Origin of the sequence: Guyparkeria sp. (genome assembly GCF_041687595.1) — a bacterium.
GTDB lineage: Bacteria > Pseudomonadota > Gammaproteobacteria > Halothiobacillales > Halothiobacillaceae > Guyparkeria.
In genome coordinates this window covers 1-2964 of record NZ_JAWLBP010000014.1, presented here as the reverse complement: position 1 = coordinate 2964, position 2964 = coordinate 1, and the positions used below count along the sequence as shown (strand labels likewise).

Annotated in this window: 4 protein-coding genes; 3 read left to right on the top strand and 1 reads right to left on the bottom strand. The window is 62.8% G+C overall.

Going from position 1 to position 2964, the window contains the following annotated elements; translation table 11 throughout:
- The 3 genes from ACESL5_RS03705 to ACESL5_RS03695 form a co-directional block, all read left to right on the top strand.
- On the top strand, positions 1 to 866 hold an 866-nt coding region (locus ACESL5_RS03705; RefSeq protein ID WP_372591439.1), incomplete at its 5' end, for a D-hexose-6-phosphate mutarotase.
- 457 nt (positions 867 to 1323) lie between these two features.
- Complete coding sequence (locus ACESL5_RS03700) at positions 1324 to 1524, top strand: cold-shock protein (RefSeq protein WP_372591438.1); 201 nt, start codon at positions 1324 to 1326, stop codon at positions 1522 to 1524.
- Between the two features lie 132 nt (positions 1525 to 1656).
- Positions 1657 to 2832 (top strand): MFS transporter, encoded by a 1176-nt coding sequence (locus ACESL5_RS03695; protein WP_372591437.1) that lies wholly within the window; start codon positions 1657 to 1659, stop codon positions 2830 to 2832.
- Here the strand turns inward: ACESL5_RS03695 and ACESL5_RS03690 are convergent.
- On the bottom strand, positions 2827 to 2964 hold a 138-nt coding region (locus ACESL5_RS03690; protein WP_372591472.1), incomplete at its 5' end, for an exopolysaccharide biosynthesis protein. The two genes, ACESL5_RS03695 and ACESL5_RS03690, sit on opposite strands and share 6 nt — an antisense overlap.

Below are 2964 nucleotides of genomic sequence, written 5' to 3'. Positions count from 1 at the left end.
TGCCCGGGGTCACTTTCTATCGCCGCGAACAGTTGATATTGATGCAACTGGAGAATCGACACGGCTCCGTGACGATAACGCCGCTCGGTGCGACCGTGCTCAGCTACCGCCCCCGAGGCGGGGACGAGGTGATTTGGGTCAGCGAGACGGCTCGTTTCGATGGCAGTCGACCTGTACGGGGTGGTATCCCGGTTTGTTGGCCCTGGTTCGGCGCCCATCCGACCGATACCGACCAGGGTGCCCACGGCTTTGCCAGACGCATGCCCTGGCAAATCGATCGGATGGACCACGATGACCACGGCGCGGTCGCGGTATTCAGCCTCGTCGACGACGACACCACCCGATCCCGTTGGCCCCATCCCTTTCGCCTGACGCTGACGGTCCGCCTCGACGAAAGCCTGCACCTGGAACTGGCCGCGGAAAACCGGGGCGATGAAGAGTGGGAGGTATCCGAGGCCCTGCACAGTTATTTCCGGGTGCGTGATGCGCGCGGCATCCGTGTCGAGGGATTGCGCGGCAAGCACTACTGGGACAAGCAGCAAGGTGGTGTCCGCGGCGTGCAGGCATCGGATCTGACAGTCCAGCCGCCCATTGACCGAGTGTTCTTCGACCACCGGGACGAGGCCGTCATCCACGACGCGGATCGACGCCTGCGCATCGCCAAGAATGGGAGCGCGACCACCGTTGTCTGGAATCCCGGGCCGGATGGCGTGAAGGGCTTCGATGATATCCCGGAGGATGCCTGGCCCGGGATGCTGTGCGTGGAGACCGCGAACGCGCTGGACAACCGTTACCGGCTTGCCCCGGGCGAACGGCATGTCCTGTCCGCCACGATCCACAGCGAAGACGCCGTCGCGGCCGGGTAAGAGCGGCCGGCGGCCGGCTTTTTGCCCCCGAAAACCGCAAGGGTTGCGGTTCGGGTGAGCGAGATACCGCGGCTGGCCGCAAAACGTCTCACGAAATTGCGTCGCCGAAACCGACGGCAACTGCGCCTTAATTGGGACAAAACGCGCCCATTATCGTGTTACGCCGCTTTTCGCCACCCCCGGGGATCGTGAAAAATCATTGGCTTGGGAAAAAAAAGCTAGGGTTTGAGCGGGGGAACACGGATAATGCGTTCCGGGAAAACGAAACAACGCTTTCCCGAGAGGAATCGGTTAAGGACTCCTCAATTGCACCAGGCTCGAACCCCGCAGGACCACAGATTGAATTATCCAGTTTGTATTACCCCGCTACGATTTGCAGTTCTCTGACGCTTTTGCAGTCCTTCAGTACCCCCTCACTTTTCACTCAACACATGCAATTGCATCAGAGGTATCCATCATGGCTACAGGCACAGTAAAATGGTTCAGCGACGAGAAAGGCTTCGGCTTCATCGCTCCGTCCGACGGCTCCAAGGACGTATTCGTCCATCACAGCGCCATCCAGGGCGGCGGCTTCAAGTCGCTGGCTGAAGGCCAGACCGTGACGTTCGACGTCGAACAAGGCCAGAAAGGCCCGGCTGCGACCAACGTCCAGATCTGAACCAACGGCGCCAACGCGTCGCTGACAGAGAATCCCGCCTAGTGCGGGATTTTTTTGTGCCCGATCCCCGCTGAACCGAACAACGGAGCGTCTCGGCGTCCGCTCAATACGAACACCACGTAACATGGACGAATGCACCGTCCGCTTGCTCTGATCGTCATCGCCCAGTTGTTCGGCACCTCGCTCTGGTTCAGCACCAACGGGGTCGGTGATGCGCTCATGGTCGAATGGGGCCTGTCGGCCACCGACATCGGCACCCTCACCTCGGCCGTTCAACTGGGATTCATCGTCGGCACCCTGCTGTTCGCGCTGTCGGGTCTGGCCGACCGGTTTGCCGCCAGCCGCGTGTTCCTCCTCTCGTCGATCATCGGTTCAGTTGCGAATCTGGCTCTGGCCTGGCTAGCGCAGGATCTCGCGGCGGCGACAGTCTTCCGGTTCCTCACCGGCCTGGCACTCGCGGGAATCTATCCCGTGGGGATGAAGCTGATCGTGAGCTGGGCACCGGAACGTCGCGGCGAAGCGCTGGCCTGGCTGGTGGGCATGCTTACCCTGGGGACGGCCACCCCTCATTTGCTGCAGGGGTTGAGCGTCGGTCTGGCCTGGCCGTGGGTCATCACGCTCGCCTCCGGGCTCGCCCTGATGGGCGGAGCCATGATCGCGTGGCTGGGTGACGGACCGCATTTGGCCCGAGCGCCACGGCTCAAATGGGGCAGCGTGTTCCGTGCCTTTCGCCAGCCCGGCTTTCGAGCCGCGGCGCTCGGGTATTTTGGTCACATGTGGGAACTGTACGCCTTCTGGGTACTCGTCCCGCTGTTGATCGGCGCGCTGTATCCGCAGGCCGCAACCGAAACCGTCTCCCTGCTTGCCTTCGCCGTGATCGGTCTCGGTGCGGTCGGTTGCGTGGTCGCCGGTCGACTCAGCCGGCGCCTCGGCAGCGCCCGGGTGGCCGTGATCGCGCTGACCACCTCCGGCGGGTTGTGCCTCGTCTACCCCTGGCTCGTCGGCCTGTCGACCGGACTCGCCATGGCCGCACTGTTGATCTGGGGGATCGCGGTGATCGCCGATTCCGCACAATTCTCGGCGCTCGCGAGTCGCCATGCACCACCGGATGGGGTCGCCAGCGCACTCGCCATCATGAACAGCATCGGTTTTGGCTTGAGCGCGCTGGCCATCCCGGTCGCGACAAGCCTGTGGCATGACATTGGTGAAAACGTCAGCTGGTTGCTGTTGCCGGGCGCCGTGCTGGGCGTGGCGGCGATGCGCCCATTACTCGGCACGCGATCGTTTCTGCCAACCCGGATTTCATAACAACGCCCAGGCAATCACCCCCACACCGAGCCCCGTCAGTATGAACGCGATCAACGCCAGTAAGCCGTCCCGCGTGATCAAGGCAAGGCCGAACACGGTCAGCGTCAATCCGGCGGCATTGGCCGAGAACGG